The organism is uncultured Tenacibaculum sp. (assembly GCF_947494125.1).
Lineage (GTDB): Bacteria > Bacteroidota > Bacteroidia > Flavobacteriales > Flavobacteriaceae > Polaribacter.
On sequence record NZ_CANLTU010000015.1, the window covers coordinates 22,214 to 49,088 of the forward strand.

At 29.8% G+C, this 26,875-nt stretch carries 34 protein-coding genes; 15 read left to right on the forward strand and 19 right to left on the reverse strand.

All coding sequences use genetic code 11. The annotated features are described in order from the left end of the window. Window positions 1–69: 69 nt before the first annotated feature. Complete coding sequence (locus Q0881_RS16130) at window positions 70–828, reverse strand: TerB family tellurite resistance protein (protein WP_299162532.1); 759 nt, start codon at window positions 826–828, stop codon at window positions 70–72. Window positions 829–945: 117 nt separating this feature from the next. On the opposite strand from Q0881_RS16130, the gene Q0881_RS16135 reads away from it, so the two are divergent. Next, window positions 946–1,356: a BrxA/BrxB family bacilliredoxin gene (locus Q0881_RS16135; protein ID WP_299162534.1), complete on the forward strand. Its 411-nt coding sequence runs from the start codon at window positions 946–948 to the stop codon at window positions 1,354–1,356. 52 nt (window positions 1,357–1,408) lie between these two features. Here Q0881_RS16135 and umuD read toward each other — a convergent pair whose 3' ends face one another. From umuD to Q0881_RS16160, 5 genes are read right to left on the reverse strand one after another with little or no spacing between them, the layout of a single operon-like run. Beyond that, window positions 1,409–1,846, reverse strand: a complete 438-nt coding sequence (gene umuD / locus Q0881_RS16140; RefSeq protein WP_299162536.1) for a translesion error-prone DNA polymerase V autoproteolytic subunit — start codon at window positions 1,844–1,846, stop codon at window positions 1,409–1,411. Between the two features lie 3 nt (window positions 1,847–1,849). Further along, window positions 1,850–3,106: a Y-family DNA polymerase gene (locus Q0881_RS16145; RefSeq protein ID WP_299162539.1), complete on the reverse strand. Its 1,257-nt coding sequence runs from the start codon at window positions 3,104–3,106 to the stop codon at window positions 1,850–1,852. Window positions 3,107–3,133: 27 nt separating this feature from the next. Beyond that, window positions 3,134–3,340, reverse strand: a complete 207-nt coding sequence (locus tag Q0881_RS16150; protein WP_299162541.1) for a helix-turn-helix transcriptional regulator — start codon at window positions 3,338–3,340, stop codon at window positions 3,134–3,136. 2 nt (window positions 3,341–3,342) lie between these two features. Further along, complete coding sequence (locus Q0881_RS16155; RefSeq protein WP_299162544.1) at window positions 3,343–3,858, reverse strand: DUF2975 domain-containing protein; 516 nt, start codon at window positions 3,856–3,858, stop codon at window positions 3,343–3,345. A 2-nt stretch (window positions 3,859–3,860) separates the two neighbouring features. Next, window positions 3,861–4,421: a DUF2975 domain-containing protein gene (locus Q0881_RS16160; protein ID WP_299162546.1), complete on the reverse strand. Its 561-nt coding sequence runs from the start codon at window positions 4,419–4,421 to the stop codon at window positions 3,861–3,863. A gap of 102 nt (window positions 4,422–4,523) precedes the next feature. Here Q0881_RS16160 and Q0881_RS16165 point away from each other — a divergent pair, with 102 nt between their 5' ends. The 11 genes from Q0881_RS16165 (at window position 4,524) to Q0881_RS16215 (ending at window position 12,809) form a co-directional block, all read left to right on the forward strand. After that, entirely contained in the window at window positions 4,524–4,985 is a 462-nt protein-coding gene (locus Q0881_RS16165) for an Lrp/AsnC ligand binding domain-containing protein (protein ID WP_299162548.1), read from the forward strand. 9 nt (window positions 4,986–4,994) lie between these two features. Beyond that, complete coding sequence (locus Q0881_RS16170) at window positions 4,995–5,576, forward strand: HupE/UreJ family protein (protein ID WP_299162550.1); 582 nt, start codon at window positions 4,995–4,997, stop codon at window positions 5,574–5,576. A 66-nt stretch (window positions 5,577–5,642) separates the two neighbouring features. Then, the gene (locus Q0881_RS16175) at window positions 5,643–6,071 is read left to right on the forward strand and encodes a dCMP deaminase family protein (protein ID WP_299162552.1); all 429 of its coding nucleotides are present in this window, start codon (window positions 5,643–5,645) and stop codon (window positions 6,069–6,071) included. After that, window positions 6,058–7,620 (forward strand): S41 family peptidase, encoded by a 1,563-nt coding sequence (locus tag Q0881_RS16180; RefSeq protein ID WP_299162554.1) that lies wholly within the window; start codon window positions 6,058–6,060, stop codon window positions 7,618–7,620. The genes Q0881_RS16175 and Q0881_RS16180 overlap by 14 nt, the downstream gene beginning before the upstream one ends. Window positions 7,621–7,733: 113 nt before the next feature. Beyond that, window positions 7,734–8,279: an RNA polymerase sigma factor gene (locus Q0881_RS16185; RefSeq protein ID WP_299162556.1), complete on the forward strand. Its 546-nt coding sequence runs from the start codon at window positions 7,734–7,736 to the stop codon at window positions 8,277–8,279. Then, window positions 8,269–9,039 (forward strand): HEAT repeat domain-containing protein, encoded by a 771-nt coding sequence (locus tag Q0881_RS16190; protein ID WP_299162558.1) that lies wholly within the window; start codon window positions 8,269–8,271, stop codon window positions 9,037–9,039. The genes Q0881_RS16185 and Q0881_RS16190 overlap by 11 nt, the downstream gene beginning before the upstream one ends. A gap of 17 nt (window positions 9,040–9,056) precedes the next feature. After that, window positions 9,057–9,908: a hypothetical protein gene (locus Q0881_RS16195; protein WP_299162560.1), complete on the forward strand. Its 852-nt coding sequence runs from the start codon at window positions 9,057–9,059 to the stop codon at window positions 9,906–9,908. 42 nt (window positions 9,909–9,950) lie between these two features. Then, window positions 9,951–10,685: a DUF4097 family beta strand repeat-containing protein gene (locus Q0881_RS16200; protein WP_299162562.1), complete on the forward strand. Its 735-nt coding sequence runs from the start codon at window positions 9,951–9,953 to the stop codon at window positions 10,683–10,685. Between the two features lie 161 nt (window positions 10,686–10,846). Further along, window positions 10,847–11,182 carry a YciI family protein gene (locus tag Q0881_RS16205; RefSeq protein ID WP_299162564.1) on the forward strand — a complete coding sequence of 112 codons (336 nt, stop codon included), beginning with the start codon at window positions 10,847–10,849 and terminating at the stop codon, window positions 11,180–11,182. Next, window positions 11,182–12,420 carry a sigma-70 family RNA polymerase sigma factor gene (locus Q0881_RS16210; protein WP_299162566.1) on the forward strand — a complete coding sequence of 413 codons (1,239 nt, stop codon included), beginning with the start codon at window positions 11,182–11,184 and terminating at the stop codon, window positions 12,418–12,420. Before Q0881_RS16205 ends, Q0881_RS16210 begins: the two co-directional genes overlap by 1 nt. A gap of 47 nt (window positions 12,421–12,467) precedes the next feature. Then, window positions 12,468–12,809, forward strand: a complete 342-nt coding sequence (locus Q0881_RS16215) for a VOC family protein (RefSeq protein WP_299162568.1) — start codon at window positions 12,468–12,470, stop codon at window positions 12,807–12,809. A 4-nt stretch (window positions 12,810–12,813) separates the two neighbouring features. Here Q0881_RS16215 and Q0881_RS16220 read toward each other — a convergent pair whose 3' ends face one another. The 13 genes from Q0881_RS16220 to thiL form a co-directional block, all read right to left on the reverse strand. After that, on the reverse strand, window positions 12,814–13,371 hold the full coding sequence (locus Q0881_RS16220; protein WP_299162570.1) for an MOSC domain-containing protein: 558 nt from the start codon (window positions 13,369–13,371) through the stop codon (window positions 12,814–12,816). Between the two features lie 8 nt (window positions 13,372–13,379). Beyond that, a complete protein-coding gene (locus Q0881_RS16225) occupies window positions 13,380–14,876 on the reverse strand; it encodes a GH3 auxin-responsive promoter family protein (RefSeq protein ID WP_299162572.1) in 1,497 nt (498 codons plus the stop codon). Then, window positions 14,877–15,740, reverse strand: coding sequence for a M23 family metallopeptidase (locus Q0881_RS16230; RefSeq protein WP_299162575.1), 864 nt, complete (start codon window positions 15,738–15,740; stop codon window positions 14,877–14,879). It abuts the gene before it with no gap. 90 nt (window positions 15,741–15,830) lie between these two features. After that, window positions 15,831–16,718, reverse strand: coding sequence for a hypothetical protein (locus Q0881_RS16235; protein ID WP_299162577.1), 888 nt, complete (start codon window positions 16,716–16,718; stop codon window positions 15,831–15,833). Between the two features lie 70 nt (window positions 16,719–16,788). After that, window positions 16,789–17,226: a hypothetical protein gene (locus Q0881_RS16240; RefSeq protein ID WP_299162579.1), complete on the reverse strand. Its 438-nt coding sequence runs from the start codon at window positions 17,224–17,226 to the stop codon at window positions 16,789–16,791. Between the two features lie 58 nt (window positions 17,227–17,284). Then, window positions 17,285–17,659 carry a hypothetical protein gene (locus tag Q0881_RS16245; RefSeq protein WP_299162581.1) on the reverse strand — a complete coding sequence of 125 codons (375 nt, stop codon included), beginning with the start codon at window positions 17,657–17,659 and terminating at the stop codon, window positions 17,285–17,287. A gap of 6 nt (window positions 17,660–17,665) precedes the next feature. Further along, complete coding sequence (locus Q0881_RS16250) at window positions 17,666–18,229, reverse strand: RNA polymerase sigma factor (RefSeq protein ID WP_299162584.1); 564 nt, start codon at window positions 18,227–18,229, stop codon at window positions 17,666–17,668. Window positions 18,230–18,370: 141 nt separating this feature from the next. Continuing rightward, on the reverse strand, window positions 18,371–19,216 hold the full coding sequence (locus Q0881_RS16255; protein ID WP_299162587.1) for a hypothetical protein: 846 nt from the start codon (window positions 19,214–19,216) through the stop codon (window positions 18,371–18,373). Window positions 19,217–19,280: 64 nt separating this feature from the next. Continuing rightward, entirely contained in the window at window positions 19,281–19,865 is a 585-nt protein-coding gene (gene nadD, locus Q0881_RS16260; RefSeq protein ID WP_299162590.1) for a nicotinate (nicotinamide) nucleotide adenylyltransferase, read from the reverse strand. Between the two features lie 12 nt (window positions 19,866–19,877). Next, window positions 19,878–20,483 (reverse strand): guanylate kinase, encoded by a 606-nt coding sequence (gmk, locus tag Q0881_RS16265; RefSeq protein ID WP_299162592.1) that lies wholly within the window; start codon window positions 20,481–20,483, stop codon window positions 19,878–19,880. A gap of 1 nt (window position 20,484) precedes the next feature. Further along, on the reverse strand, window positions 20,485–21,351 hold the full coding sequence (locus Q0881_RS16270) for a YicC/YloC family endoribonuclease (RefSeq protein WP_299162594.1): 867 nt from the start codon (window positions 21,349–21,351) through the stop codon (window positions 20,485–20,487). Window positions 21,352–21,565: 214 nt separating this feature from the next. Next, complete coding sequence (gene lysM / locus Q0881_RS16275) at window positions 21,566–22,036, reverse strand: peptidoglycan-binding protein LysM (RefSeq protein ID WP_299162597.1); 471 nt, start codon at window positions 22,034–22,036, stop codon at window positions 21,566–21,568. Window positions 22,037–22,226: 190 nt separating this feature from the next. Next, complete coding sequence (gene thiL, locus Q0881_RS16280; protein WP_299162599.1) at window positions 22,227–23,273, reverse strand: thiamine-phosphate kinase; 1,047 nt, start codon at window positions 23,271–23,273, stop codon at window positions 22,227–22,229. 140 nt (window positions 23,274–23,413) lie between these two features. Between thiL and Q0881_RS16285 the strand changes: the two genes are divergently transcribed. Genes Q0881_RS16285 through Q0881_RS16295 form a run of 3 tightly spaced genes read left to right on the forward strand, consistent with a single transcriptional unit; the run spans window position 23,414 to window position 26,842 of the window. Beyond that, window positions 23,414–24,742: a choice-of-anchor B family protein gene (locus Q0881_RS16285; RefSeq protein ID WP_299162602.1), complete on the forward strand. Its 1,329-nt coding sequence runs from the start codon at window positions 23,414–23,416 to the stop codon at window positions 24,740–24,742. Then, on the forward strand, window positions 24,743–26,071 hold the full coding sequence (locus Q0881_RS16290) for a hypothetical protein (protein WP_299162604.1): 1,329 nt from the start codon (window positions 24,743–24,745) through the stop codon (window positions 26,069–26,071). A 3-nt stretch (window positions 26,072–26,074) separates the two neighbouring features. Beyond that, window positions 26,075–26,842 (forward strand): MbnP family protein, encoded by a 768-nt coding sequence (locus tag Q0881_RS16295; protein WP_299162606.1) that lies wholly within the window; start codon window positions 26,075–26,077, stop codon window positions 26,840–26,842. Window positions 26,843–26,875: the final 33 nt, after the last annotated feature.

Sequence of the window (26,875 nt, forward strand, 5' to 3'; positions counted from 1 at the left end):
AGTTAAAATGCGTTTTACGTATTTAAGCCACCCCATATAAAGATAGCTTTTTTTTATCAGTTTAAAAAATTAGCTAAGTCCTCTCTCTTTTTTTATCTGATCGTAAGCCGCTTGTATTTGTTGGAATTTTTCTTTCCCTCCTTTTTTATGTTCTTCCCCTAAACCTTGTAATTTATCTGGATGATATTTTTTAGCCATCTTTCTATAGGCCTTTTTTACTTCATCGTTTGTAGCATTTTTAGTTATTTCTAAAATTTTATACATGTTTCCAGAAGCATCATAAAACATAGCTTTTATTGATGAATAATCTCGCTCGTTTATATACAAATAGCCTGCTATTTTTCTTATTTCTTGCTCCTCAGACCCCGTAACTTGTCCATCTGCTTTAGCTATTCCAAATAAAAAGTGAAGTAATTGTAAACGAGTAGAATGCGTCATATGCTGACGAATCTGCAAACAAACTTGACGTGTTGAAATTTGTTTTTTTATAATTCCATTAAATAATTTAAATGCATGGTTTGCTCTTTCCTTTCCATACATCCTAACAAAATAAGATCGTACATAATCTAATTCTCGTTGGTCTACTCTTCCATCAGCTTTTATAACAATTGATGCTAAGATTAATAAGCTTATTTCAAAATCTCCCGAAGTTGCCCTTCCTCTTTGTTTTTGTTGTGCTTGTCTCTGGTATTCTTGTTGCTCTTGTGTAAAATCCTCCATAGAAACACCATCAATAAAACTACCTACTGCGAATCCTATGATTGCCCCTATTGGGCCTCCCATTGTAAATCCTGCTCCTGCTCCTAGCCATTTTGCAAATTTCCCCATTCTAATATTTTAAAGCTGTAAAGATACTATTAACTCTTAATATAAAAGCATCCGTTTTTTCGGTTTGATTCTTGGTTTTAAATGAAGTATCTTTGCTTTAAATTTTAATTTAGAAATATGTATCCAGAAGAATTGGTAAAACCTATGCGCGATCAATTAATTGACGCTGGTTTTGATGCTTTATATACTGCTGAAGATGTTGATAATGCTTTAGCAAAAGAAGGAACAACGTTAGTAATGGTAAACTCTGTTTGTGGTTGTGCTGCTGGTACAGCTAGACCAGGTGCTATAGCTTCTTTAGGAGCTGACAAAGCCCCTACACATTTAACTACTGTTTTTGCAGGTGTAGAAAAAGAATCTACAGCTAAAGCGAGAGAACACATGATTCCTTTCCCTCCTTCGTCTCCTGCAATTGCTTTATTTAAAGATGGTAATTTAGTACATATGTTAGAGCGTCATCATATTGAAGGTCGTTCTGCTCAAGCTATTGCTCAAAATTTAGCAGCTGCTTACGATGAGTTTTGCTAATTATTAGATAAACTTTATAATAAAAAAAGCCAGCAAATTTTGCTGGCTTTTTTTATACTTTCTTAATAACACTCGTTACAATTCCCCAAATAATAAAATTATTTTCTTGGGTTATTTTTATAATTGGATACTCTGGATTTTCTGGTTGCAACCATACTTCTTCTCCTTCAACACGTAAACGTTTTACTGTAAACTCTCCATCTAAAAAACAAACTGCTATTTTGTTATTTGTGGGCGAAATACTTCTATCAATTACCAGTAAATCATTATCATCCAATCCTGCACCAATCATTGACTGACCACTTACTTTTGCAAAGAAGGTTGCTTCCTTGTTTTTTATCAGTTCCTCATCTAATGAAATACGTGTTTCTCTAAAATCATCAGCTGGCGATGGAAATCCTGCAGAAATACCGATATCCATAAAAATAGCCCCTTCATTTTCACTCGTTTCTTTCGGTAAGAAAAGAGTTAATTTTTCTAATGTTTTCATATTTTATTTCACCTTAATAATTTCATTAATATTTGTGGTGTACTTCGGAGACAATCGTTCTTGTCGCATTTTCCAAGTACGCTTTAAATCTTGATTTGCTAATTTAACCTTATCTGACTTAAATGTTTTATTTAACTTATCAATAGCCTTCATTAAAGGCTTATGTTTTGGATTCTCTCCTTCAAACATATCTAACTGATAGTTATCTGAAGGTACCAATCCTGTTACAATAACACCAGCTCTTTTGTACTTAATTCCTTTTTTAAATATGCCACTTACAGCTTTAACAGCACTCTTACTAATTGTTAATGTTGAATCTGTTGGATATGGAAATAATACTGTTTTACTAACACTGTGCTGCTCGCTATCTTTTTTATGTCGATCACTTCTCAACATTACAATAACCATATGACAGCTAGAATTTTGTTTCCTAAGTTTTTCGGCGCAACTTGTGGCAAATGTAGCTATTCGCTCTTTTATATTATCAAGATCTGAAAATGTATACTCAAAACTTCTTGTTGTTGCTATTGCCTTCTTAGTTATTGGTTCATCTAATACTATTTTTGATTCTCCTTCTAAGTCTTTTTTTAGCTTCCAAACTGTAATAGATAAACTTTTACGTACCCAATTGTCGTCTAACTTTGTAAAATCATATGCTTTTATACATCCTTTAGCTTTTAACTTTTTAACCAAACCTCTACCAATTCCCCATACATCTTCAATAGCTATCCATTGCAATGCTTTTATTCTTTTTTCTTCAGAATCTATTATATAAACACCTCCTGTTTGTTTAGGAAATTTTCGAGCTATTTTGTTTGCAACTTTACTCAGAGCCTTTGTTGGAGCTATTCCAACACATGTTGGTATTCCTGTCCATTGTAAAACTGTATCTCTAATTTCCTTTCCATAAGAATCAAAATCATAGTTTTCAAATCCTTTAAATTGTAAAAAAGCTTCATCTATTGAATACACCTCTACATCTGGAGAAAATTGCTCAAGTATTTTCATTACTCGTGCGCTCATATCACCATACAATGGGTAGTTAGATGATAATACTGAAATCTTATTATTCTTACAAAATTGATCCCATTTAAAAATAGGTGCTCCAAATGGAAGATTTATCGTTTTTGCTTCATCACTCATTGAAATTACACAGCCATCATTATTACTTAAAATAGCAACTGGCTTTCCTTCTAAGTTCGGATTAAAAACCCGTTCACAGGAAGCATAAAAATTATTACAATCAACAAGAGCATACATGTTTGTAAAGGTAAAAATCTTCTTTCGTTATGCTTCTATAAATTCTAAAATATCTGCTGGTTGACAATCTAATGCTTTACAAATAGCTTCTAATGTTGAAAAACGAATTGCTTTAGCTTTCCCCGATTTTAATATCGATAAGTTTGCAGTTGTTATCCCTACAATTTCTGCCAAGTCTTTGCTTTTCATCTTACGTTTAGCAAGCATTACATCTAAGTTTACAATTATTGGCATAGTTATATTGTTAAATCGTTTTCTGTTTGAATTTCGATTCCTCTTTTTACAATTTGTGCAAAAATGAAAATAACTACAGATAGAAAAACAAAATCACTCGAAAACAAATCCATTTGAAAACCGTGTTTTTTCCCAATTAATTGCATGTGTGTGTTGTGTACAATTGCTAGAATCCATAAATAAAATATTCCATAACTTATTTGTTGCATTAATTTTTGCACTTCTATATTAAAAGGGTGCGCTATATTCAGCCTTTTAAGTAATTTAATTACCAAAAATGCAATATAAGCTTCGGTTGCAAATAGGATAATTCTATACCCAATAATAAACGAATATTGTATAAAACTATAATTTCTATACTCGTAAAGATTCAACCCTTCATACAAATTTTTTGAAATCTCTGGGTTATTAATACTCAATAAATAAGTTACTAAAATTGCTCCTGATTTAATCATTAATCCAATAAACGCGAACCATGAGAAAAAATTCATGATTTTTAATATTCTTTCTGTCTTCATAATTATATTGTTAAATTATTTTCTTCTTGTAATACACTTCCTTTCACTACTAAGAAGGATATAAACTGCACAAATAATGCAACCACAAGTATTGGTAATACTTTACTTATTGCTGTTCCTATTATATATCCAAATGTGTATCCAATTTTACCAGGGAGTGTTGAATCAGCATTTATACTTGGTTCTCTTTCTATAATCAAACCTAACACTATTGCAAAACATAAAACTACAGCTGCATAAATCATTAACCCTCTCCCAACTTTTCGTAATCGATCACTATTCTCTTTTGTAAAAACATTTTCTTTCGAAAAATTAAAAATCACTCTTCTAAATTCAACGATTAAATATATTAGATACCCCATTAATATTAAGACTATAAAAGACAAACTGTAATAATAATTATCATTCCAATCTTCTGGAATTGATAATTTAAACACCTTTGCTTTACTTCCTCCATAAATAGTATAATGCATTAACTTATACATTCTCTCAAAAAAATTTATTCCAGCGCTAACCACTAACAAGCTACAGAACCATTTTAAAACACTTAATACTTTTTTCATTTTTAAATTTTAATTAATTCTGGTGCAAATATATAAAAAATTATCGAAAAACAATAATTTTTTATTTTTTATTGATAATTAAACTTTCCTTATTTTTGCTGTATGCTTAAGAAATTAAAGATTGACGGAATTGATAAAATTATTATCAAACGACTTGTAAAAGATGCACGTACTCCTATTCTAAGTATTGCTCGAGAAGTAGGAATATCAGGTGCAGCAATACACCAACGTTTACGAAAACTAGAATCTTCTGATTTAATAGATGGTTACAAAATGACCTTAAATCCGAAAGCCTTAGGGTATACAACTACCGCTTTTGTCGGTGTTTTTTTAGATTCATCTAGTTTATATTCATCAGCAATTAAAAGATTAAAAGAAATTCCAGAAGTAGTAGAAAGCCATTATACCACTGGTAACTATGCTGTTTTTATTAAAATATTATGTAAAAATAATGAAGATTTAATGCATCTTTTAAACAAAGACATTCAAAACATAAAAGGTGTTTCAAGAACAGAAACTTTTATATCTTTAGACCAACAAATAGACCGACAAATAAAAATTTAAAAACCCCGAATGAACGATTTTATTTTTTACTTTAAAATGGGCTTATTTCATGTACTAGACATAAGAGCCTATGATCATATTTTATTTCTAATTGTACTTGCTGTTGTTTATCAATTTAAACAATGGACAAAAGTATTATGGCTTATTACGCTGTTTACTATTGGACATTCTATAACCTTAGCGCTTTCTGCTTATGGAATATTAAATGTTAGAGCAGATTTAATTGAATTTCTAATACCTTTAACCATATTTATTACTGGGTTAATGAATGTACTAACAGCTAAAAAAGCATCGGTAGGAAAAGAAAATCAGAATTTATTTTTTGCATTATTCTTCGGATTAATTCACGGGCTTGGGTTTTCTAACTATTTCAAAATTATGATTGGAAAAACTTCTGATAAACTAGTGCCTTTATTAGAATTTGCATTAGGTGTAGAAGCTGCTCAAATAATTATTGTTTTAGCTATTTTATTAGTAGGATCGTTAGTACAATCAGTATTTGGAGTAAATCGTCGCGATTGGATTTTAATCATATCATCTATTGTAATTGGCTTTGCTTTTCAGATGATGATTAACCGAGTTTTTTGGTAAAAAATTAACGTCCAAACATCTTAATTCTAATTATATTAGCATAACACACAATTATCAAAATTACTCTTGAATAAAAAACAATTAAAATACGATAAGGCCTATTTAAAAATGGCTAAAGAATGGGGTAAATTATCTCATTGTAAGCGAAAACAAGTAGGAGCTCTTATTGTAAAAGACCGTATGATTATTTCTGACGGTTATAACGGAACACCTTCTGGTTTTGAAAATTATTGTGAAGATGATGAAGGATACACTAAATGGTATGTTTTACATGCTGAAGCAAATGCAATTTTAAAGGTTGCTGCTTCTACACAATCATGTAAAGAGGCTACCTTATATATTACACTTTCTCCTTGCCAACAATGTAGTAAACTAATACATCAAGCAGGAATAAAGAGAGTTGTTTATGCTGAAGCATACAAAGATTCTTCTGGTGTAGGTTTTTTAGAAAAAGCTGGTGTTGAATTGACTTATTTACCTTATGAACAAAAATAACTTACCTATATATTTATCAATCGCTGTTGTTTTCGGTATTCTTATTGGAACTTTTTTTAGTGGTTCAAATTCAAACAATCTCATTGGTAAAAACTCATCTAATGAACGAAAAATCAAACGTCTTATAGATTATATAGATAATGATTATGTTGATAATGTTAATACAGATGAATTATTAGATGGCGCTATAACTGAGATGCTTGGGAAATTAGACCCACATTCTGTTTATATCCCAAAAGAAAATCTCCAATTAGTTACCGAAAATATGCAAGGTAATTTTGTTGGTATTGGGGTTCAGTTTAGAATGATAGGTGATACTATTACCGTTATCTCTCCAATAAAAGGTGGGCCTAGTATTAAACAAGGAATTAAAGCAGGTGATAGAATTTTGTTAGCAAATAAAGACACTCTTTATGGTAAAAGGCTACAAACAGCACAAATAATGAAAGCCTTAAAAGGTAAACCTGACACTAAAGTAGACGTACAAATTTATAGAAAAACTAACGATAGTATTTTTAATGTAACCATTAATAGAGGAAAGGTAAATATTAAAAGTGTTGACGTTGCTTATATGCTAAACGACAGTATTGGTTATATAAAATTAGACCGTTTTGCTCGTAATACTTATAGAGAATTTAAAACTTCCTTAGACAGTCTTTTAGAAAACGGAATGACCGATTTAGTTTTAGATCTTCGAGGAAATGGTGGCGGTTTTATTGATATTGCTAATAGTATTGTTGATGAATTCTTAGAAGATGAAAAACTGATTGTTTTTACCAAAAATAATAAAGGTGATGTTGTTGAATCTTTTGCTACCGAAAAAGGAGATTTTGAAAAAGGTGGTTTGTATGTTTTAATTGATGAAAACTCTGCCTCTGCTTCAGAAATTGTTGCAGGTGCTTTACAAGACAATGATAAAGGTATTATAATTGGACGTCGTTCTTTTGGAAAAGGATTGGTACAACAAGAAATGGATTTAGGTGATGGTTCTGCTGTTCGTTTAACCACTGCTAGGTATTATACTCCTACTGGACGCTCTATTCAAAAACCATATAAAAAGAAAAATTCAACTTCTAACTATGATAGCGATATAAGAAATCGTTACTCAAATGGTGAACTTTTTAATAGAGACAGTATAAAAACTATTGACAGTTTAAAATTTACAACCCCTAAAGGTAAAATTGTATATGGAGGGGGAGGAATTATCCCAGATCATTTTGTTGCTGTAGATACAACAGCTTACATTCCAACAATATTTTTTAGGCCTTTAAATAACTTTGCCTTTAACTACGTTGACGGTAATCGTAAAAAACTTTCAAAAACTACGGTTAAAGACTTTATTAAAAACTTTGATAAGGACAATGCAATTTCTGATACGTTTATATCAAAATTTAAAGATTATAAGTTATCAGAAAAAACAAAAGAACAGCTAAAGAAAAATCTTAAAACACTTATAGCTCGAGAACTCTTTAGTGATGATGGTTTATATAAAGTAAATCAGCCTAATGATAAAATGCTTCAAAAAGTTTTTGAACTAGAACTTCAATAAAAATAAGGCCTCGTAGATTTACGAGGCTTTTTTTTTGCAAAAAAAATAATATTAAATGTAACCTTTCTGTAAATTGATGGTTTTAAATATAGAAACTAATCAAAACTAACACATTGAAACATCTAACTGATGAAGATTTAATGCTAGCAGTAGCCAATGGAAATTTGGATACCATGTCAATTTTATTTGACAGATATCATGTTCGTATCTATAATTTCTTTAATAAGATGATTCATAATAAAATGGTAAGTGAAGATTTAACTCAAGATGTTTTTATTAAAATTTTAAAATATAGAACTTCTTATAAAAATGGAAATTTTGCTTCTTGGATCTATACTATAGCTAGAAATATATTTTCAACATATTATCAAAAACAAAAAAAGGAGAGAACTAATATTATTGATGATGATAAACTTAATTCAGAAGAAGTAGAATCATCAGGAAATAACAAAGAGGAATTGGAACATTTAAAAGTAGCATTATTACAACTTAGTAATTCAGATAGAGAATTAATTGTAATGCATCGCTATCAAGAAATAAAATACGAGCAAATTGCTGAAATAATAGGAAGTTCAGAAAATGCAGTAAAGGTTAAAGTGCATAGAGCATTAAAAAAATTAAAAAACATTTATTTTCAAACAGTAGGTAATGAAGTGTAACGATATAGAAAATAAACTTATAGATTATATTGAAGAGAATCTAACAAAAGAGGAGTCTTTAAAAATCAAAAAGCATATAGATGTTTGTACAATTTGTCAAAAAGAAGTTAATGAAATGCAACTCATTTTAGGTGTAATTGATAATGACTTAGAAGAAACACCTTCAAAAAACCTAAAACTTAATTTTGAAGCATTATTAAACGAAGAGAAAAAACAAACTAAAGTTATACCGCTTCAATCAAAAACAAGTTGGAAATCACACATACGTATTGCTGCAAGTATACTAATAGTTGTTAGTGCTTTTTTAATAGGAAAACATCAATCTTCATCGAGTACTAGCCAATTAAGTTTAGCTGAACAACAAAAAATTAAAGAAGAAAACCAAGTATTAGCTTTATTAGAAAATCAATCGGCTAGCCAAAGGATTTTAGCTGTAAGTAACGCTGAAAAATTTTCAAAAAATGACACAAAAATAATTGATGCTCTTATAAATAAATTATTTAATGACGAGAATGTAAATGTGCGATTAGCTGCAGCAGAAGCATTATCTAAATTCTCTACATTAGAAAAAGTAAAAGCAGCATTAATAAAATCGCTAGAAACAGAGAAAACACCCTCAATGCAAATTGAGTTAATTCAAATCTTAGGGAATATTCAAGAAAAAAGAGCGCTCGAACCTATGAGAGAATTATTAGAAAATGAAGAAACACCTAATTACGTAAAACAAGAATTACAATATAACATACCAAATTTATTGTAAAAAAACATATCAGAATCATGAAAAAAATTATCTTATTATTACTATTAATAACTGGAGTTGTAACAGCTCAAAATAAAGAATACAAACACTCTTTATCTGGAATTAAAAAAGTTCGTTTTGAAACAAATACTAAAACTAAAATCATAGTAGGTTCTAGCAACTCTTTAGTTCTTAAAAACTACAAACATTCACATGATGATTGTGATAACTGCGATCATGATGGTGATCATGACAATGACCATGAGAATACACATTGGTCTAATAATCATAACAAAAAAATTAAAACAAAAGAGGATAAACGAAAAGGGTTAACTGCTATTTATCCGGGTGGTAAGGACAATACTAATGGGTTTGGGTTTTCAGTGGAAAAAGAAGGAAATGTACTTATTGTTAGAGATTTAAAATCTCATTTCCAACGTCACGGAATTCAACTAGAATTACCAAAAAACATTAATATTTCTGTTGATACAGGTAACTTAGGGAGCGTCGAAGTTGAAGGTTTCACTTCTGAAGTTGAAGCTAATACTAATGTAGGAAAAATTACCATGAAAGATGTTACGGGTCCAATAACGGCGCATTCTAGCGTTGGTGCAATAAACATAGAATTTTCTAAAGTGAGTCAATCATCACCAATCACAATCAGCTCTTCAGTAAGTGAAATTGACATTGCAATTCCAGCTAGTACAAAAGCCGATTTAGATATAAAAACAAACGGAACAGTATACACAAACTTCGATATTAAAATTCCAACTAAAAAAGGAATGAAAAATATTAGCGGAACAAAGAAAATACAAAGTTCAATTAATAATGGAGGGGTGAAAATTAAATTAAAATCATCAATGGGTAATATTTATTTACGTAAAAAATAACCCTCCAAAAAAATAATCTACACATAACTTAAAACATTACTAATGAAAAGAATACTCTTCTTCATAGGATTACTATTGACTTTTAGTAACCTAGCAGCACAGAAAAAAATTACTAAAAACATAAAAGCATCAGGAATTAATGAAGTTTATGTTCATGCAAAATTTGCCGATAAAATTGAAGTAAAAAATTGGAATAAAAACGAAGTATCTGTTCAAGCTACTGTAAATATTAACGACAATAAGGATAATAATTATTTTAGTTTAAAAGAAGACAAAATAGGCACAACCTACACTATAAAATCTAATTATGGTGAACTATTTAAAAAACATAAAAAGGGAGTAACGATAACTCATAACGGTAATGGATGCAATGGCTATAATCATTGTACAAACCATAACGAAATGAAAATAAGCTATATTATTTATGCTCCCAAAAACATGAAATTAAAAATAAAAAGTATTTCTGGAAGTGTTGATGCTTTAACCTATAATGGTAAACTTACTTTAGATTTAATTAGCGGGAACATTACTGTGAAAAAACATTCTAAAAACATGAATTTAAAAACGATTAGTGGTGATATTGATGTTGTTGTTTCTGATGCTGAATTTAAAGCTGAAACTTTAACTGGTACTGTATATTCCGATTTAGATATTGACTTTAATAAAAACAGAAAGAAATCTTACGGAAGTCAAAAAATATATGGGACTGTAAAAAACGGAACAGCTTCTTTAAAATTAAAAACGATTAGTGGTGATATTTTCTTACGAAAAATATAAATTTTTCTCTCATTATATATTAAACAGTTATTCTTTTGGGAGTAGCTGTTTTTTCTTTTAAATTGATGTCCTTAAAGTTTATTTTAAAAAGTGTCCTCTTTATAATTTCGACATACGTCTTAATAGTAAATAACTTAAAACCTTAATTTATGAAAAATTTTATGATGATTTTTATCGGTAAAGAATATATCGATTTAGGACTTTCAGAAGAAGATGTGCAAGCAAGAATGGAGAAGTGGTTTGCTTGGGGCAACAAAATGGAACAAGCCGGTGTTTTACGTGGTGGAGAAGCATTAACTCCTCAAATAAGACGTGTTGTTGGAAAAAATAGAACGGTTACAGATTTAACATCTGCAGATGTTAAGGAAATTGTTGGCGGATATTATTTAGTAGCTGCTAAAGATTTTGACGAAGCACAAGAGATTGCACAAGATTTTCCAGATTATGATCTTGGGAATACTGTAGAAATTCGTGAAATCATGGTATTTGACAAATAATGAAACACACGCACATAGATCATCTTTTCCGCCATCACAGCGGAAAGATGGTTTCTGTTTTAACTCGAATCTTTGGTCTTTCTAACTTAGAAATTATAGAGGATGCTATTCAAGATACTTTTTTAAAAGCTAGTATTAATTGGCAAACCAAACAACCAGAAAATCCAGAAGCATGGCTAACTCAAGTTGCTAAAAATAGAGTTTTAGATCTTTTTAGAAAACTTAAAGCAGAACAGAAGTATTTTCCCGAATTTAAAAATGGAATAGAAGCTATAACTATTAATGAGCTTTTCTTAGACTCTGAAATTGAAGACGCTCAACTTCGTATGATTTTTACTGCTTGCCATCCTAATTTAGCTCCAAGAGATAGAATTACTTTTGCTTTAAAAACTATTTCTGGGTTTAGTACTAAAGAAATTGCATCTGCTTTACTAACAAAAGAGGAAACTATTAAAAAACGTCTACTAAGGGCTCGGAAAATTATAAAAAAAACAAAATTAGAGTTTAAAATTCCTCAAGGAAATGAGTTGCCAAATCGTATTGATAGTGTTTTAGAAGTACTCTACCTCATCTTTAACGAAGGCTTTCACTCAAATAAAAAAGAAATTTTAGTACGTAAAGAATTATGTGGTGAGGCCATGCGTTTATGTAAGAGCTTATTAAAAAATAAACATACCAATATTTCTGCTAGTTATGCCTTATTTGGCTTAATGTGTTTTCATGCTGCACGTTTAGATGCCAAAATAAATACAGAAAATGAACTATTAGATTTAAAGAAACAAGATAGAAATAAATGGTCTTTTCCCTTAATTCAATTAGGTAATGCAATGATGAATAAAGCTGTAGAAGAAAATGAATTTTCAATATATCATTATGAAGCAGCCATAATTGCCGAACACATTAAAGCTTCAAGCTTTAAACAAACTAATTGGAGTAAAATATTACAATGGTATCAATTCTTATACAAACTGCAACCAAACCCTTCTCATTTACTTAGCATGGCTGTAGTTTGCTTACAAAACAAGAACTACATAAAAGCGAATTACTATTTTGATCAATTACAACCAGAAATACTAGAGCAACGTTCTTATTTATTTTATAGTGCTAAAGCTGATTATTATAACGAAATAAAGAATAAAAAAGAAGCGCTAAAAAATATAACAATTGCAATAAAAAAAGTAACTAATAAATTCGAAAAAGAGTATTTAGAAAAGAAAAAAACATCATTATTAAGCTAATTTTCTTTTTAAAAAGTATAAATTCGTTTGTATTCAAAAAAATATAAATGGTAAACAATCATATAAACTACGTTGAATTTAAAGCGAAAGATTTAGAAGACATAAAACAATTTTACTCTAAAGCTTTTGAATGGACTTTTACGGATTATGGTCCAACTTATATTGCTTTTTCTAGTAGTGGTTTTGAAGGTGGTTTTGAAAAAACAGAACAAAACATTAATAATGGTGCCTTAATAGTTTTATACCATGAAAATCTAGAAGAAATAAAAGATCAAATTATTAAATTAGATGGAATTATTTCAACAGATATTTTTTCTTTTCCTGGCGGAAAAAGATTTCATTTTATAGATCCTTCTGGAAACGAATTAGCCATTTGGTCCGATAAATAACTAATTACATCCCTTTTTTAGCGCGCTTTTCTTGATACACTTCTGCTATTGTAGGATTATCTGAATGAGATTTTATAAGTGTAAACTCATCTCCCGATTTTACAAGACCGGTTTGTAGTATTTTAAAATAAACTCCAGGGTAATCTTTTTGCCAAAATTGCTTTACAATTTTCATGTTGTTAAATCGAACCCCTAATTTCATACATGGTTGACGTGGTTTCGTAACCTCTAAAATAGTTTCACCTACTTTATAAGTATCGCCTATATGAATTTTAGATTCATCCAAGTCATCAATAGTTAGGTTTTCCCCAAACATTCCATATTGCCAATCTAAATTAGGATATAATTCTTTCCAATACTTATAGTGTTTTTCTGAATATCCATACACAGCTTGGTCTATACCCCCATGATGTTCTCTATCACAAACAGCATCTCCTCTTACATCTTCTACATCTAAAAAAATAGGTTCATCTACGGAAAACTTGAAAATACCAGTAGTTATTAATTTTCCCTTCCAATCAACCTCTTTTCGATCCCCTAAATTTGTTGATATAATTTTCATTTGTTCTTTTATTCTTTTAAAAAACCTTCCAAAACATCAGCAATTTTTCTATTATCTGATAACTGTGGAATTTTATTTTGACCTCCGAACTTACCTATTGATTTCATATACTCATGAAACCCTCCTTTTTTAACTTTACTAATAATTAACGGTCTTAATACCTTTCCTTCTATCAAATCAAAATAATACACATTCTGCGTTTGCATAGAAGCATCAATTTTTAATGCCAATTCTTCTAAATTCTCTGGCTCATTTTCAAATTCAATAAACCATTCATGGTAAGGTAAACCACTTTCTGGATTCACTTGTGGTGCTACTGTAAACTCACTTATATTTATAGTAGTTCCTACAATTGCATCATTTAAAGCTTTCTCTACTTCTTTCCCTATTACATGTTCTCCAAATGCTGAAATAAAATGTTTAATTCTTCCGGTTACTTTAATACGATAAGGTAATAATGAAGTAAACTCAACCGTATCTCCTATATTATATCCCCAAAGTCCAGCAGATGTGTTTAATATTATTACATAATTCACTCCTAACTGTACATCTTTTAATGATATTCTTGTAGGATTTTCATCGAAAAACTCAATCGCAGGAATGAACTCATAAAAAATACCTGAGTTTAACTGCAATAACATTCCTTTTTCTGTTTGTGAATCTTGATAAGCTATAAACCCTTCTGAAGCTGGATATAATTCTATATAATCTATCTTCTTTCCTATTAATGCTTCAAACTTATTTTTGTACGGTTCAAAGTTTACGCCTCCATAGACAAAGAAATTAAAATTTGGAAAAATCTCCGAAATAGTCTTTCCTGTTTTATCTATTAGCTTTTCAAAATACATTTGTACCCAAGACGGAATTCCACTTATTACCGTCATATTTTCAGGCAATGTTTCTTCTACTACTTTATCTACTTTAGTGTCCCAATCTTCTATGCAATTGGTTTCCCAACTTGGCAAACGGTTTTTTAATAAATAATTAGGGACATAATGAGCTGCTATACCACTTAATCGTCCAAGTTTTACACCATTCATGTTTTCTAAAACTGGACTACCTTGTAAAAAAATCATTTTCCCATCAACAAAACTAGCGTCATTTGTTTCTGCTATATAAAATAACAATGCATTACGCGCAGCTTTTATATGCGTTGGCATTGATTCTTTTGTTATTGGAATATATTTGGCTCCTGAGGTTGTACCTGAGGTTTTAGCAAAATATAAAGGTTTTCCTTTCCATAAAACATTTTCTTCTCCCTCAACCATTCTATCTACATATGTACGTAAACCTTCATAGTCATTTACAGATACACGTTTTTTAAAATCTTCGTAATTATTGATTGAAATAAAATCATGATCTTGTCCAAAAGCCGTTTTACAACCTTCAGTTACTAAATATTGAAATACTTTTTCTTGTGTTTCATATGGCTTGTTTGCCCATTTATACACTCTTTTTCGTACTTGCCTTGCAAATGGAATTGCTAACTTTGATTTTATGCTCATTTACTGAAAATCTATATAATCTGTTGGATTCACTGGAAACCCATTACTCCATAATTCAAAATGCAAATGTGGTCCTGTAGTTAATTCTCCTGTTGATCCTACACTTGCTATTACTTCTCCTGACTTTACTATATCTCCTTGTTGCTTTAACAATTCTCCATTGTGCTTATATACTGATATAAATTCATTTGGATGTTGAATTGTTATTACATATCCTGTTTCTGCTGTCCACTCTGCTAAAATAACTGTACCATCTGCAATTGCTTTAACTGGAGTACCAGTTTGTGCTACAATATCAATTGCATAATGTTTATCGTCTCTATTAAATTTTTGAGATACATTTCCTGTTAGTGGTGAAAAAAACACAATTTTAGCTCTTCCTTCTGCTCCTTCTGACAGCGGAAAACGATCTTTTCCTTCAACTTTATCTCTAAACAATAAATCTTGTTTCGTTGGTTGTAATTTACTTTCATCAATTACAATATTTTCAGCAGCAACCTTTATAGAATCTATTTTATCAGGAGATATTTCTCCGGTAAAAACAGGTTTCAATCCTTGAGTATAACGTTCTAATATTGCTAATTTATTTTGTAAAGAATCTGATTTATAAGTTGCTCTGGCTGCTTCTTTTTTTAATGTTGTTGAAGAATATCCAGGTATATATTCTCTTAAGCCCGTAAAAGCAATTAATATTGAAGTTAATATTATAAGAATTATTGAAAACACCCCTCCAAAAACAAACACGTTAAGCCTTGATAATTTTAAAGAAAACTTTTCTTGAAAAGTATCTTCATTTAAAATTACTAATCTGTATTTATCAATCAGCTTTTGTTTAAGCTTTCGCTTTTTTTGAATTTTCGCCACGTTTAATACTAGTTTGGAATTCAAATATACAACGAAAAAACTGCGAAACTATTTTTTACTTTAATTAGACACCTGTTAAAAATTTATTAATTATAAATCAAATAAATACGACATGGAAAAATTAAAAAATCCTGTTGTTTTTAAATTGGTTTCCCCTTCCAACGCTGTTGGGAAATTAAATATATACCCTAATTCAAAATCTACATTACCTGTACTATATTGTAAGGGTATTTGTAATTGCGTATTTATTAAACCAAAATCATTGTTTTGAACATACCTTGTAAATTGAACTCCTCTAATAGTAAAGGTTTGCGATAATTGAATTGTTTGTTCAGCTAAAACAATATTTAATTGTGGTTGTAATTTTAAATGATAATGCTTCTTTTTTAACAAATTAAGAATTCCGTATGTAGATGATACTATTTGTAATGAATTATCACTTCCAAACAAATATGTTGTTGCTACTTCTGTTCCAAATGTTTTCTTTTTATTATCTACCTCTATTGTAAAAGATAGCGCATTTTTAAAAGGATTATTTCCTGATGTATTTGTATAAAAATATCTGTCATATGAAGTTTCCCATCTATATTGTTTATTTTTCCCAAAACTTTTACCATACCCTATAGTTGCTGATGTATAATCCCATTCTGGTGCAAACTCATCGTAATAAACTCCTTCTAACCCAAAATACAAACCATTTGAATGCAAATATGTTATTTGTGGACTTATATTAAACTGGTCTGTTCCAATATCTCTCCCCGAAAAATATGTTTTATTATTATATTCTATTGATAAATGGATAAACTGGAATTTTGTAACAGATTTTAAAAACTCTTCTTCACTTTCTTCCTCTAAAATGCTATCTATTATTTCATTCTCTTCTAAGAGTTGAACATCTTCTGTTCCTTCTGAATTATTTTGTCCATAGAAGTTTATAATACTCAATAATAAAAAGAAAAGTACTAACGTTTTTTTCATATATGTTATAAAAATACAAAAAGCGGTTGAAAAGCTCAACCACTATAATCAAATACATTGTAAAGAAATATTATCTCCTTCTATTATTTTGTATCCTTTTACGAATATTCTTTTTTAACCGTTTTTTAGAATCTTTATTTTTAAATCGCTTTCTTAATTCTGATTTTTGTGATTTTGTAAGTGTTCCTCTAAACTTTGATTTTACTAGTTTGACACTCTTGTTGTTTTGTGCTACTAGTTTTTTTTGCGGTAATGTTAGCGATTTTTTTAATGCTTGTTGCCTTTCTAATTTTGTTAACGCTTGATTTTTTAATATTGCTAACTGACTAGGACTAAGCGTAGCTTTAAATGCTTCCCTATTTTTTTTTATTAGTTCTTTTTGACTTTTTAACAATTGCTTTTGCTCTTTCGTAAGATTCAGTTTTTCTACTGAACTTTGCGCCACCAAATTTGAAATCCCTAATAAAAGCGAAAATATAACTGCTAATATAATTTGTAAAGGTTTCATTTTTTTATTCTTATTAATACTATTCTTTAGACCCTTGTTTTCTTAAAAAGTTTAGACTTTACTCTGAAAATATTTCATCTGTTAACAGTTCTTCATTTACATAATCTTCTAACAACTCATCTACATCTGCCTCTTCGGTTACTAAAGAAGCTATTAAAATATCGTTTTCCATATCGTTATTAACTGCTAATGGATTATAAACTGCTAAAGTAAACAATAACGCCACTACTGCTACTGCAGACCAAATAGATATTTTTTTATACAAAGAAACTACTTTCCCTTTTTTCTCTAAAACTGTTTGTTGTAGAATAGATTGTTTTGATTTTGAAAAGTAACCTTCTGGTATATCTAATCCAAGGTCAGATTTATGTTTTCTTTCTGTATTCATATCAAAAGTATTTCGAATGTTAAAGTTATCATTTTGTACACTCATAACAAACTATGCTTTAATTTTTTCTATATATGTTACCTTATTTATGTTGCTTTCTATGTATTTAACAGCCCCATAATAATGTGTTTTAACTGTTCCTTCTTTTGTATTTAAAATATTTGCTATTTCTCTAAATTTTAAATTATCATAATATTTCATATTGAATACCTTTTTCTGGTTTTCTGGCAACTTACTTAACACCGCTTGTAATTTTAATTGTACTTCATCTCCATCAAAATAAATATCATCTTGTAAATCACCTAAAAACTTATCACTTACATCTTGTAGTGATGAAAAAGTTTTCTTTTTTTCTTTCTCTAAAAAACGCATTGATTCATTATATGCTATTTTATACATCCATGTATGCAATGAACTTTGTTGTTTAAAATTAGCTAAGCTTTTATACACTCTTACAAAGGTGTTTTGCAACACATCATCGGCATTCTCATGAGTTCCAACTAATTTCCTAATATGCCAATACAAACGCTCTTGGTATAAATCTAATAATTTAGAAAACGCCCTTTCTTTATATTTCTTATTAGTTAATTGATTTATAAAATCAGCTTCGTTCATTGGTTTTTAATAGTCTTATTTTTTATTAGACCTTTAAAGTTTAAAAAAGTTTAGATTTTCTTTAACTTTTTTAAGTTACTAAAAATGAATCGCATAAAAAAACCAGCCCTTAAGCTGGTTTTTCCCTTAATTAATAAAAACTTACTTCTTTTTCTTATTCAGTTTTAAAGTAATTTCTTTAGTATCTCCATTCGCATCTGTTAAGGTTGCTAAATTATCACATGAACCATCTCCGAAATCTAAAGTAGCTGTTGCTCCATCTCTAGATATTTCAATTACACCGCTTACAATATATTTACAAGCCCATTCTCTTCTTAAATTTGTAGTAATTGTTGCAGTTTTTACAACACCGTTTTTGCTTATCGATTCCCAATTTCCAGAAATAGAATACACATCATCTCCTCTATCATCTGTACTAGTCCCTTCAATTTTCTCTTTTACTTTTGTGCCTTTCTTAATAATTTCTACACCAGGTTCTAAAGTAATTTTAATATCAATATTAAATGTAGCCTCAGGATTTCCGTTTGAATTTTCTTTTACTTTTACTATAGATTTTCCCCCTTCAACACTATTACCTTCTACTGAAAAATTTTCGAAAGTTAATGTTTTTGAAAAACTCGTATCTGTTTTAACGTATTCTATAATTATTTTCCCTGCAAATTCTCTTCCTCTTTTACCAACACATCCATCTCCAAAATCTAATGTTACAATTTTTCCATTTGCTGTATCTACTGACGTTCTTTCAACACAACTTGGATGATTTGAAGGAGTTGTAGCACTCTTACTTTCAAATCCACTTTCAATACCGTCATCTTCAACTACCTCATCTATTTCTGCAGATATATCATCTGCTAAAACTACATTTAAAGCTTCTTCTGTGGTAACACTATCTAAATTTAGATCTTCATTTGATTCACAAGAAGCGAACAACAATAATCCAATAATAAAAAGTCCGCTTAATTTTTTTTGTACATTACTTAAAGTCATAATTACTAATTTTAAAAGTTAATCAGTTCTTTGACCTAAGTATTTTAAAAAAGTTTTAAAAAAATTATTTTTTATAGAAATTCATTTCATCAACATAACCCCAAACCTTTGTAGACAATAGAGGTTTGATGTTTTTTTTAGCTTGAATTCCTTTTCGAATCATTGTTGAAGATACTTGCACTATTGGTGCATCAACTCTATGAATTTTAGAATGTTCTTTAAATTGATTTTCTACAATACCTTCAGAAATTCTTGGGTACACATAGATATTATAATCTTCTAAAATTGCTTCATAATTCCTCCATTTATGAAAACTCTTCAGATTGTCTTCCCCCATAATTAAACTAAAATTATGGCTAGGAAACTTCTCTGTTATATGTGCTAATGTGTTTATTGTATAATTAGGTTGTGGTAAATTAAACTCAATATCTGATGGTTTAATTTTATCGTACTCTTTAGTTGCTAGATATACCATTTCCAACCGATGATGATTATCTAATAAAGTACTTTTCTTTTTAAATGGATTGTGTGGCGTAACAACCATCCAAATTTCATCTAAGTCTGAGTTTTCAACCATGTGATTTGCAATAATCAAATGACCTATATGGATAGGGTTAAATGTTCCAAAATACAATCCAATATTTTTCATAATCTAAAAAACCTACTCTTCTTTAGAAACAATTTTATTTAAACCTAAAAACTCATCAACTAAATCTTCAGCTTCTTGTAAAGCTACATTTAAATCGTAATTTTTAATAATCTTATCGAACATTGGAGCTGTAGCTAATTCGATTGGAGCTTTTGCTATTCTTGATGCTATTTTTTCTTCACTTTCTTCTCCTCTATTTTTCAAACGTCTTAATAACTCATTAATATCTGGTGGCTTAACAAAAACTGCTAATGTCTCTTCTGGAAATTTCTCTTTTATACGTAAACCTCCTCTTACATCAATATCAAAAATAACATGTTTTCCTAAAGCCCAAATACGTTCTACCTCAGTTTTTAGTGTACCATAAAAATTATTCATATACACTTCTTCCCACTCTAAAAATTCTTCGCCTTTTATTTTTTGCTTAAAATCTTTTGCTGAAATAAAATAATAATCTTCACCATCCACTTCATTACTTCTAGGATCTCTTGATGTAGCTGAAATAGAAAATTCTAAACCAAATCTATTTTGCTTTAATAAATGACGAACAATTGTAGTTTTCCCTGATCCTGATGGAGCTGAAAACACAAATAACTTCCCTTTAAATTCTTTAGACATCTTATAAAACGTTTAAAATTTGTTCTTTAATTTTTTCTAACTCGTCTTTCATTTGAATTACTAATTTTTGCATTGGTGCAAAATTAGCCTTAGAACCTGTAGTATTTATCTCTCTTCCTATTTCTTGGATAATAAAACCTAATTTTTTTCCATTAGAATCGGCTGTATCTAATTGTTCTAGGAAATACTCTAAATGATTTGCTAAACGAACTTTCTCTTCGTTTATATCTAGTTTTTCTAAATAGTAAATTAACTCTTGTTCAAATCGATTTTCATCAATCTCAACCTTTAATTCTGTTAGCGCTTTTTGTAAACGTTCTTTAACATGCTCTATTCTATCTCCGTCAAGTTTTTTAACCTCGGCTAAAGCTAATTGAATATTAGCTATTCTAACTTTAAAATCTTCTTCTAAAGATTTCGCTTCATCTTTTCTATATTCAATAATTTCTTTTAATGCTTCATCAATATGTAAATCTATTTGATTCCACTCCTCTTCATCTAGTTCTTCACGTTCAGTTTTTAAGGCGTCTGGCATTCTTACTGCCATTTTTAAAAGCTCAACATCATCTGAAGATCCTGCTTGCGTTACATTTCTTAATTGTTGAATATACTCTCTTACAACAGCATTATTCACTGTTGTTGAAGTTTCATCCGCAGTCATTTCTACATAAATAGAAAAATCTACTTTACCTCTTACTAAATTACTAGCTAATTTTTTTCGAACAGATAATTCTTTCTCTTTATAGTATGAAGGAATTCTCGTATTCAAATCTAAATTTTTACTATTTAAAGATTTAATCTCTATAGTTACTTTTTTAGATGGTAAGTGTAATACGGATTTTCCATAACCCGTCATAGATTGTATCATAACTCCAATTTAATAATCTGCAAATATACATTTATTTATTCTTAGCAACCATTTGTTTAACAATCAAAAAGACTCTTTAAATAGATTAAAAAAGAATTAAATACTAGTTCTCTTGTATTTTACCCCGTCTAACTATTAATTCGCCTTACCTAGATTATGTAAACAAAAAAAGTACTGTAAAACAGTACTTTTTCTTTGGTTGATTAACTCTTGATTAGTCCACTAAAGGTGGTATTCTTAATACTTGTCCTGGATAAATTTTATCTGGATGTGATAACATTGGTTTATTTGCTTCGAAAATAACTGGGTATTTCATTGCATTACCATAAAATTCTTTTGCTATTTTTCCTAATGTATCTCCACTTACTACTGTATGAAACTGAGCCATTGCTGCCTCTTCTATTTCTTCAACTTCAGCAACAGTCATATTATCTTCTACAGATGCAATACCATTAGTATTTCCTACTACTAAAACAACCTTCTCTTTAGTCGCTAAATCTACAGCTTCACCAGATACTGTAGCTTTATCATCAGCTACTTCAACTGATAAGCTCTCTACTGATAATTCTAACTTATTTACAGCATCTACTAATTTTGAAGCTTTTTCTGCAGCCTCTTCTTCTGTTGTTTTTCCAATACCAAATACTTTCGCTCCGGCATTTTTAATAAATGAAAAAATTCCCATTCTTTTTTGATTTTTTGTTAATTATTAATTTTTTGCTTGACCAATATACAATTTTTATACCATTTTCTTTTGTCCTTCTTTTTAAAATTCAGACCAAAAAAACATTGCTTTTACAAGTAATTTAAAATATACTCAAATAAAAGAGCCACACTTTTTTAAAGTGTGGCTCTTTTTTATCTTAATACTATTTTTACTCTTCAAAAGAATTCCATCCTTGAGCTTTTAATTCCATTTCTTGATTAGCTCTCGTTACCAAATTCATTCCTTGATTTTCTTCTGTCATATGACCAATAATAGAGAAATTTGGGTTCCCTTTTATTTTATCAAATTCAGAAATAGGTACCGTAAATAACAACTCATAATCTTCTCCTCCACTTAACGCTATCATTGTACTATCCATATTAAACTCTTCTGAAGCTGATATCACTTGTGGATCTAACGGTAATTTATCTTCATAAATCTTACATCCAAGTTTACTTTGAGTACAGATATGCATAATTTCCGAAGATAATCCATCAGAAATATCAATCATTGCAGTTGGCTTTACTTCAAGTTCCTTTAATAACTCTGGAATATCTTTTCGTGCTTCTGGTTTTAATTGACGTTCTATTAAATAAGTATAATTATCTAAATCTGGTTGACTTTGAGGATTTACTTGAAACACCTGTTTTTCTCTTTCTAAAACCTGCAATCCAAGATACGCTCCACCTAAATCTCCAGAGACAACTATTAAGTCTGTAGCTTTGGCTCCATTTCTATAAACAATTTCCTCTTCCTGTGCTGACCCAATTGCTGTTACAGAAATTAACATTCCTTTAGTTGACGATGTTGTATCTCCACCTATTAAATCTACTTTATAAGTATCACACGCCAATTGAATCCCTGCATATAATTCTTCTACTGCCTCTAGTGGAAATCTATTTGAAATAGCAATTGATACCGTAATTTGCTCGGCTATTCCATTCATTGCATATACATCTGATAAGTTAACCATTACAGCCTTATAACCTAAATGCTTTAAAGGCATATAACTTAAATCAAAATGAACACCTTCTACAAGTAAATCTGTAGTAATTAATATTTCTTTTTCTGATGGACTTATAACAGCTGCATCATCTCCAACACCTTTTTTAGTTGATGAATTATATAATTTAAAATGCTCTGTTAAATGGTTAATTAATCCAAACTCTCCTAGTTTAGCTAATGAAGTTCTCTCTTGGTTTTTATCTTCTAACATACTGCAAAGATAACAACTAGTATCTAAACAAAACATTATAAAATAAGTACTCTAATTTAAAATTTTCATAGGGTTTAACAGTTTTTAAATGTTTTATAATTAGTTAATTCTTTAATTTAGTGTTTTTAAAAGCTCCCATTATGACAAAGTATAGAATTTTATTTGCTGCTATCTTCTTATCTTTTCTGATATCTTGCTCAACTTCAGATAAAACGGAACCTATTAATGATAAAGATGGTGATGGAATTGTTGACTCTAAAGACAACTGCCCATCCACAAGTAATCCTGATCAAAAAGATACCGATGGTAATGGAATAGGTGATGCTTGTGATTCTAACAATACTACCACAAATAAAGTTGATTGTGCTAGTGGTAAAGCAGGAATATATCCTTGTAACGGATATGATTTACTTTTAAATATTCCCTTAAGTACTTTTGGGGCTACTGAAGGAAATGATTCTTGGGGTTGGACAGATACTACTACCAATAAAGAATACGCAATTATATGTGTAAATAATGGAACTGCATTTGTAGATATTTCAGATACAGATAATCCAACTTACCTTGGAAAACTACCAACAGCAACTGTAAATAGTTCTTGGAGAGATGTAAAAGTATACAAAGATCATGCTTTTATTGTAAGTGAAGCATCAAATCATGGGATGCAAGTTTTTGATTTAACACGATTACGAAATGTTTCTAACGCTCCTGCTACTTTTACTGCTGACAAGCATTTTACTGGATTTGGAAGTGCTCACAATATGGTAATCAATGAAGATTCTGGCTATGCTTACCCAGTAGGAACTAGCAAAACAGGCACCTATAAAGGAGGTCCTTTATTTATTAACATACAAGATCCTAAAAACCCAAAAAGTGAAGGCGGATGGGGAATGGACAATTATAGTCATGATGCGCAAGTTGTTACCTACAATGGACCAGATTCAAATTATACTGGAAAAGAAATTTTAATAGGTAGTAACGAAAATGAAGTTGTAATTGTAGATATTAGCGACAAAACAAACCCTAAAAACATATCAAAAATATCATATCCTAATGTAGGTTATACACACCAAGGATGGTTTACTGAAAATCAAAAGCATTTTATCTTAGGAGATGAATTAGATGAACAGAAATTTGGTAATAAGACGAGAACCATTGTTTTTGACTTTACAGATTTAGACAACCCTAAACAAGATTTTATATATACAGGGCCAACTGACGCTATAGATCATAATGGTTATGTAAAAAACAACACTTTCTATTTAGCAAACTATACTGCAGGTGTACGTTTTATTGATATCTCTAGTATAGATAGTAAAGCAATAACAGAAACTGCATATTTTGATACCTATCCAGAAAATGATGGAGCTAGTTTTAACGGAGTATGGAATGTATACCCATATTTTAAAAGTGGAAAAATACTTATAAGTGACATTAAAAGAGGTTTATTTATCATCAAAAAACAATAAATGCTAAAAAGGTTTTCAATATTTTTATTTACTTCTGCAGTAATAATAAGCTGTAGTAATGATAATGGTATTAGTTTATCAAATTCAATTAAGGTCCCACAGGTTGATTTTATAAAAACATATGGGGGTACAAAAAACGAAAGCGGAAGAAGTGTAATACAAACTTCAGATAATGGATATGCTGTTTTAGGGTTTACCCAAAGTATAGATGGTGATATTTCTACATCTAAAACAGCTGTTCAATACGATTATTGGCTTTTAAAATTTGATAAAGACGATAAATTACAGTGGCAAAAAACATATGGAGGTTCTAAAGATGATAAAGCGTATCAAATTATAGAAACAAAAGATAAAGGTTTTGCTATTATAGGTTATAACAAAAGTAACGATGGAGATATAACCACCAATCAAGGGTTTGAAGATGTATGGATCTTAAAATTAGATGGCAGTGGAAACATTTCTTGGAAAACCACCACTGGTTTTTCAGGAACAGACCAAGGTTTTAGTATTATACAAACTAGTGATAACGGTTATTTTATTGGGAGTATTTTAGATGTAACTGCATCTGGAGGACAAGGTAATTCTCGATCAGCAGCTAGACACGCTGGTGGTGATTACTGGGGAATAAAATTAAATTCTTCTGGAAATATTGAATGGAGAAAATACTTTGGAGGTAAAAATACTGATACTTGCTATGGTATAATAGAAACATCGGACGGCTATTTAATGGTAGGGTCTTCTGACAGCATTGATGTTGACATTAAAAACAATAAAGGCTCTTACGATTTTTGGATTATTAAGATTGATAAAAGTGGAAATCTTATTTGGGAAAAATCATTGGGAGGAGATCAAATTGATGAAGCTAGAGGAATTACAGCAACAAGTGACGGAAATTTTATAATCATTGGAGATACTCGTAGCGCTAATAAAGACATAATCAAAAATAATGGAGGTGCAGATGTTTGGGCTACAAAAATTAATTCTAAAGGAGATTTAATTTGGCAAAAAAACTATGGAGGCTCTAGTTTTGATGTTGGTCGTTCAATCAAAAAAACATCAGATGGAGGCTTTATTATTTCAGGAAGTTCAAGAAGCTCCGATAATGGAATCATAAACAAAGGACAAAATGATGCATGGGTTCTTAAAATAGATCAAAACGGAAATCAACAATGGCAAAAAACTATTGGTGGAACTGAAATAGATTTTTGCTACGATGCTATAGAACTTTCTAACGGCAGTATTATTGCTGTTGGAGAAAGCAGTAGCAATAATCAAGACATAACAACAAACAAAGGTTTTTCAGACCTTTTAATTATAAAATTAAAATAAACAATGAAACAATATTTAACTCTATTCTTAAGTATATTACTTTTTTCATGTAGTTCAGATAGTGACGAACTAATCAAAGAGGTTACTGTTAAAATAAACTTCTCTCAAAATTGGGATGCAACTACCATTGAAAAATCAGATTTAAGTAATACAGAGTTTACTAATAAGTTAGGAACAGAACTTACCATAGAAAAATTAAGATATTTAATTTCAAGAATTACTTTAACGGACGGTTCAGATAAAGTTACAGTTTTTGATGGTTATAAATTAATTGATGTAAGTAAAACTGATGAATTAACACATACACTACCTCAAAAAATATCAGAAGGTTCTTACAAATTAGCAGTTACTTTTGGTTTTAATAATACTGATAATACAGATGGTACCTACCAAGATTTAAACTCAGCTTCATGGAATGTACCAGCAATGCTTGGCGGAGGTTATCATTTTATGCAAATGGATGGAAAATACCTTAACAAAAGTAATGTTCAATCTAATTTTAATTATCATGCCATTAGAGCTGTAGACAATACAGATCCAACAAATTTAAAATTCGAAGACACTTTTTTCACTATAGAGTTAGGTACAGTATCAATTAAAAATGATGCTACAATAGAAGTTAAAATGAATGTTGCTGAATGGTTCAAAAACCCTAACGAATGGGATTTAAATACATTAAACACTATGTTAATGCCTAATTTTAGTGCGCAAAAATTAATGGCTGAAAACGGAAAAGCTGGCGTATTTAGCTTAGGAACAATATCACAATAAAACTTAATGATAAAAAAAAGTATATATCTCATA